Genomic DNA, 4,948 nt, shown 5'->3' on the forward strand with positions numbered 1-4,948 from the left:
GTTAAAAACAAGTTTCAGGTTCTGAAATGAAGGAGGAGTTAACAATGGTGCCTCGCTTTTTACACCATGATAAAAATGGGGGCCGTTCTTGAGGTTAGAGCGAAAGGTGGCGCCACAACTCTGAGTGTGGCGGCGATGGGAAACAATGTGGAAAACGTCCGCTTGCTTTTGAAGTCAGGATATAAATTGAAGAACGAGCCGGAATGGCTCTTGAACAGCACAAAAAATGCCGAGATTCTCGCGATGCTCCGAAAGGCCGGGGCTAAGTAGAGTGAAGCGAGGCACAAACAAGATAATTAGCTCGCACTCGATACCGCAGGGATCAGCACATTCGGAATCAAAGTCCACAAGAAAGTGTGTGATGATGTTCGCTTTCAAATCGCGTCTTTTGCAGGCACAAAGGAATTCGTGAACGGCCCATCCGGAGCTAAGGACTGGAAAACAAATATAACAACACCATCACCCGCTGGATGACTGGCTCCCGTTTTGACTCGGTAGGCGCCAACGCCGCCGGAGCCTACTAGGTCATAGACAGTTACGTTGTAAATTCCATTGCCGGCTGTGACCTGGGCTCCCGCTGTCCGGCCAACAACAATCCCAGAAAAATCAGAATGAAGCAACTCGTTATGTTTTTCACTTCTCCTCCTGAAGGCCATTTTTGTTTCTGCCTCATTTTGTAGATGCGCAAAAGGAAGAAAAAAGTGTTCATCGCTGGAGGTAGCGCAGAGGATGTGACTTCTCGCTCAAGGTTTGAGATTCAAACTGCGGAGTAGTCTGTGAAAATTGTTCGGGTGCAGACCGAGCGATCTCGCGGCATCGCTGTAATTTCCCGATGCCTGACTGATGGCGCGCTGAACGATCGCCCTTTTTGCTTCGTTCACTGCTTGATGGAATGAAGTGCCCGTGGTTTCTTCCTGAATCGATGAGGTTTCCAGAATCGACTCTGGCAGATCTTCAGGCAAAATGATGTCCGTGCCGCCCAGCACAACAGCGCGTTCGATCGCGTTTTCCAGCTCACGAACGTTGCCAGGCCAATCGTAACGCATCAAGATCTCGCGGGCCGCGGTAGAGATTCCTATCTTTCCCCTTTTGGTTTTGTTTCCGTACTTTGACGCAAAATACATCGCCAGTAGTGGAATGTCCTCACGTCGTTCGCGCAAGGAAGGAAGTCTGATGGAAACCACATTCAATCTGTAAAAGAGATCTTGCCTGAAAGCGCCTTCTTTCACGGCATCCTGTAAATTTCGGTTTGTAGCGGCAGTAAACCGGACATCAATTCGCACCTGTTTGGTTCCGCCGACTCGTTCGAATTCCCGTTCTTGCAACACGCGCAAAAGCTTGCTTTGAAGAGTCTGGTTCATTTCTCCAATTTCATCCAGAAATACGGTTCCGCTGTCGGCAACTTCCAGCTTCCCCTTTTTCTGTGCAATGGCTCCGGTAAAAGCTCCTTTCTCGTGTCCAAAAAGCTCACTTTCGAGTAGAGTCTCCGTGAGTGCAGCGCAATTGACCACGATAAACGGGTTCGCTGCGCGCGAGCTATTCTTGTGAATCGCATGCGCGACAAGCTCCTTGCCGGTTCCACTCTCGCCTGTAATCAGGACCGTTGAGTCTGCAGGCGCAACGCGTGAAATCGTCTGGTAAATCTTCTGCATGATGGCTGACTCACCGATCATGTTATGTTCAATTTCGATTTCGTCACGCAAGCGATGATTTTCATTTTCCAGCCATTCGATCTTCTGATTATTCTCAAGCGCAAAAACAGCAACCCCCGCAATCGCAGTGATTAAATGCAAATCGTCTTCGTTAAAATGCGTGTCGATTTTGGTGGTGCCAAGATACAGAACACCGCGAAGCCGTTCATATAGAATCAAAGGAACGGCCAGCAAGGAATTGATTTTCAGATCCCGCAAACTTTTCGCAGCCGGTTTTCCGGTTTCCTGAATGTTGTTGCTCAAAAGAGCTGTCCGTTGTTGAATTACCTGATCTACGATGGTCCGGCTGATGCCAATCTGGCTGGGCCCTTCCATCCTGTCATATCCGTAAGTTGAAGTGATCTGTTGCTGATCATCCAGCAAAACCATAGCGCCCTGCTGCGCCGGAAAAATTTCGAAAAGCAGCTCCATCAGCTTGCTGTGGAACTCTTTGGTTCCTGAAATCGTGTGCATCACGCGCCTGATTCTGAGGAACGCGTCCAGAACGCGAACAGTTCGCTCCGTGAGCGGAACGGTCTGAAGAAGCGTTTCGGGCCGCAGATAGATTGCATCTTCCATTTTCAAATGGGCTGTGGGCAGGATAACAAGGTCTTGCGGCTCATCAACAGCATCCCCGGTTGAATGATCCGCTTCTTCAGTTATAAACAGAAAGGTGGAAACACCGACGGAAATTCGATCCTCATTTTGAAGGATTCTTTCTTTGACCGGCAGGCCGTTCACGACTGTTCCATTCCTGCTGTTCAGATCCACAATCACAAAATGGTCTCCGTCCTGTTTCAGGATGCTGTGCCGCCGGGAAACAGACGGATCCATTACACTGGCAGAATTGGAACTTTCGCGTCCAATCGACAACTCACCCGTTACCTCAATGCTGGATCCCTTCAATGGCCCGCTCAGGGCTACGATTCGCGGGTTCATAAGCTGATTCAGTATACAGGATCTGCAGAACAGGTTGTTTCCATCGAATCTGATTCTTTCATCATCGCAAATGATGTGAATTGCCGGGTCTTCAGTGATCTGCTTCGTCGGCAGTTTCTGTGGCACGCGTATTGCGATAGCGATTGTTGCGCTGAATTTGGAAGGCAGATTCAGTGCCGCGATCGATCGTTGGAAAGGCTGATCAGCCTGATTCATTGCCTCATAGACCGGAGGGTATATGAAAAGGCTGACATTCACCGTTCTGGCGATTCCAACACAAATTTATTCAGCGGAAATGGCCGGAGAAGAGATTCTCAGCCGGGAGCCAATGAAGAACGAGCTGGAAAAGGTGTCGATGGCGGTTCGAACAAAGTTTCAACGGCTGCAGGGAAGTGTTCGTGAAAATCAAGACTTCAAGAAGGTTTTCAGGACCAATCCTCATGCGATGGTGTTGGCCGGTCTGCGGTTCTACAAAAATGAGATGGGGAAGCAGGAAGAATACTTTGTCTTTCGCGATTCTGGATACTATGAGGGATCCCGTTTTGCGAGGGTGCCGGTGCGCGAAACCTGCCGCGTCTTAACAGGCGTTGCCGTCATTACCGATGAAGATGCGGCGCGCGCAAAAAGCGGGCCTCCGTCCGGAGAAGGCCCGCATCCGGCCTTCCTGAAAAACGCAAAAGACATTCGCAAGTACCTCGCCGGCCAAACCCTTACCTGTGGGTTCCCGTTTGCAACGCGCAACCAACGTGATCAGGAAAGTTTCTATGATAGGCTGTTTACTAACGCTTAAGCGAGGGGTGGTGAATGTTAAATGATCGGACTTCGACAAGAAAATTAGCGGCTATCTTGACTTTGGTGATCCTTCTTGGTGGTACTGGATGCGGCAGCGTGTTACACGTAAAGGAACACCAATTCACTCCAACTAAAGATGTCGATTTGGCGGGTGTCCCTTTTTACATAAAAAAAGGAAGGTGTAAGCAACAGACGATTAAATTGGAACCTAAGTATACCCTCACGCTGGTAAAACGCACGAAGGTAGTCCTCCAGGGCCTTAGCAGCCAGGAGATGCAGCAATTGCAAGCTTTTGAGCAATTACTTGACAAATCCTCGCCCACTGGATTTCGTTGCATGCAATCCACTGAGAGTTCGACCCTTGAGTGCACCTCAGAATCACTTCCCGAATCGGTTATATTGGATGAATGCCAATTCAGGAACAAGAGCGTGAGCGAATTGCGGGCTTATTTGGATGGAAAAGATGTTGCTGGGGATGACAAGGTAGTTTTAAAACTCTGGGACAACGTAAAACATGTCGCGGCGAATCCTGGGGAATGTCCAGAACGGATTCTCACCGCATCGAATTCAACGAAGATCGAACCTTACATCGATTATGCTTCTCCTCACTACATCAATGCGAACTATCCTTGGATCGGCACCGCTTCGGCTAATTTCACACTCAGCGCCGATCAAACGCTGACGAATGCCACAGCGACGATCGATAGCAAGACTGTCGAAACGTTGTTGGGCTTTTTACCGATCAGCCCCGCGCTTTCAAAAGTGCTGAAGCTGCCTGCTGCCCCGGCTGAGAGCGGGGAGCTAGCTAAAAGAGCCAAAGCCACTACAATCACTACCTATACGCTCGTTCAGGAGCCTACGATACGAAAATACACGTTAGTGAAGTATACAATCGCAAACCCCAATGAAAAGTTGACTTGCGACCCGGCCGTGCCCTTGCAACAAGCAAACATCGACAAGTTGGACGAGTATTCAGTGGAGGATTTGAAACCCGGCCAGCCCCCACCGAAACCGAAGGAAAATGCGATTGAATTTTCAGGCGAAATCAAACTCCCTGAGAAGAAGCCGGACGATGCTCCTCCAAAGTAAAAGTCAGAATTAGAAGGGTGGGTCGCTCTCACCAGTGCCAGATTTGGTTGTACTGATCGAACAGGTGCGGGAGGTCCTCGCGGCTGATTTTCTGCACCCCTGAGAGCAATTCGATTTCCGAGAGACCACGCTCCCATGCATCTTCTTCCACAACGTAAACAGGGATTCCCTTCGCGATCATTTTGGCAAGGTCCTGATCGATTCGCGGAGGACGCAATTCACTGACGACTCCCAGAGCTGCGGCTTCAGATTTGTGCCCGGCACTGCATAGTTCACGGCATTACACGCTAGAAGAATGGAAACGTCTGCTCCGGAATTCTTGACAGCATGATTGAACCACAACACCGTGTCATCCTGTTCTTCAATCGTTGCCCGGTATGCTGTTTCTACGATGCTCAGGATTCTTTTCATAGTGAACCTCCATCACTTCGTCCCGA

At 49.5% G+C, this 4,948-nt stretch carries 7 protein-coding genes; 3 read left to right on the forward strand and 4 right to left on the reverse strand.

All coding sequences use genetic code 11. The features are described 5' to 3' along the window. Positions 1–75: 75 nt before the first annotated feature. Entirely contained in the window at positions 76–270 is a 195-nt protein-coding gene (locus tag L0156_11775) for a hypothetical protein (protein MCI0603678.1), read from the forward strand. Positions 271–374: 104 nt separating this feature from the next. Here the strand turns inward: L0156_11775 and L0156_11780 are convergent, their stop codons facing one another. After that, the gene (locus L0156_11780) at positions 375–656 is read right to left on the reverse strand and encodes a hypothetical protein (protein ID MCI0603679.1); all 282 of its coding nucleotides are present in this window, start codon (positions 654–656) and stop codon (positions 375–377) included. An 87-nt stretch (positions 657–743) separates the two neighbouring features. Continuing rightward, the gene (locus L0156_11785) at positions 744–2,846 is read right to left on the reverse strand and encodes a sigma 54-interacting transcriptional regulator (protein MCI0603680.1); all 2,103 of its coding nucleotides are present in this window, start codon (positions 2,844–2,846) and stop codon (positions 744–746) included. A 22-nt stretch (positions 2,847–2,868) separates the two neighbouring features. Here L0156_11785 and L0156_11790 point away from each other — a divergent pair, with 22 nt between their 5' ends. Next, positions 2,869–3,420 carry a hypothetical protein gene (locus tag L0156_11790; protein MCI0603681.1) on the forward strand — a complete coding sequence of 184 codons (552 nt, stop codon included), beginning with the start codon at positions 2,869–2,871 and terminating at the stop codon, positions 3,418–3,420. Between the two features lie 62 nt (positions 3,421–3,482). Next, a complete protein-coding gene (locus tag L0156_11795) occupies positions 3,483–4,511 on the forward strand; it encodes a hypothetical protein (protein ID MCI0603682.1) in 1,029 nt (342 codons plus the stop codon). Between the two features lie 28 nt (positions 4,512–4,539). On the opposite strand, the gene L0156_11800 is transcribed toward L0156_11795, so the two are convergent. Continuing rightward, positions 4,540–4,692, reverse strand: coding sequence for a hypothetical protein (locus tag L0156_11800; protein MCI0603683.1), 153 nt, complete (start codon positions 4,690–4,692; stop codon positions 4,540–4,542). Next, positions 4,689–4,922 carry a hypothetical protein gene (locus L0156_11805; GenBank protein ID MCI0603684.1) on the reverse strand — a complete coding sequence of 78 codons (234 nt, stop codon included), beginning with the start codon at positions 4,920–4,922 and terminating at the stop codon, positions 4,689–4,691. The genes L0156_11800 and L0156_11805 overlap by 4 nt, the downstream gene beginning before the upstream one ends. Positions 4,923–4,948: the final 26 nt, after the last annotated feature.

The organism is bacterium (assembly GCA_022616075.1).
Taxonomy (GTDB): Bacteria; Acidobacteriota; HRBIN11; order JAKEFK01; family JAKEFK01; genus JAKEFK01.

Coding starts and splice junctions, on each gene's coding strand:
- L0156_11790 (MCI0603681.1), top strand. CDS start 2,869: ATGAAAAGGCTGACATTCACCGTTCTGGCGATTCCAACACAAATTTAT.
- L0156_11800 (MCI0603683.1), bottom strand. CDS start 4,692: ATGATCGCGAAGGGAATCCCTGTTTACGTTGTGGAAGAAGATGCATGG.
- L0156_11780 (MCI0603679.1), bottom strand. CDS start 656: ATGGCCTTCAGGAGGAGAAGTGAAAAACATAACGAGTTGCTTCATTCT.
- L0156_11805 (MCI0603684.1), bottom strand. CDS start 4,922: ATGAAAAGAATCCTGAGCATCGTAGAAACAGCATACCGGGCAACGATT.
- L0156_11785 (MCI0603680.1), bottom strand. CDS start 2,846: ATGAATCAGGCTGATCAGCCTTTCCAACGATCGATCGCGGCACTGAAT.
- L0156_11775 (MCI0603678.1), top strand. CDS start 76: ATGGGGGCCGTTCTTGAGGTTAGAGCGAAAGGTGGCGCCACAACTCTG.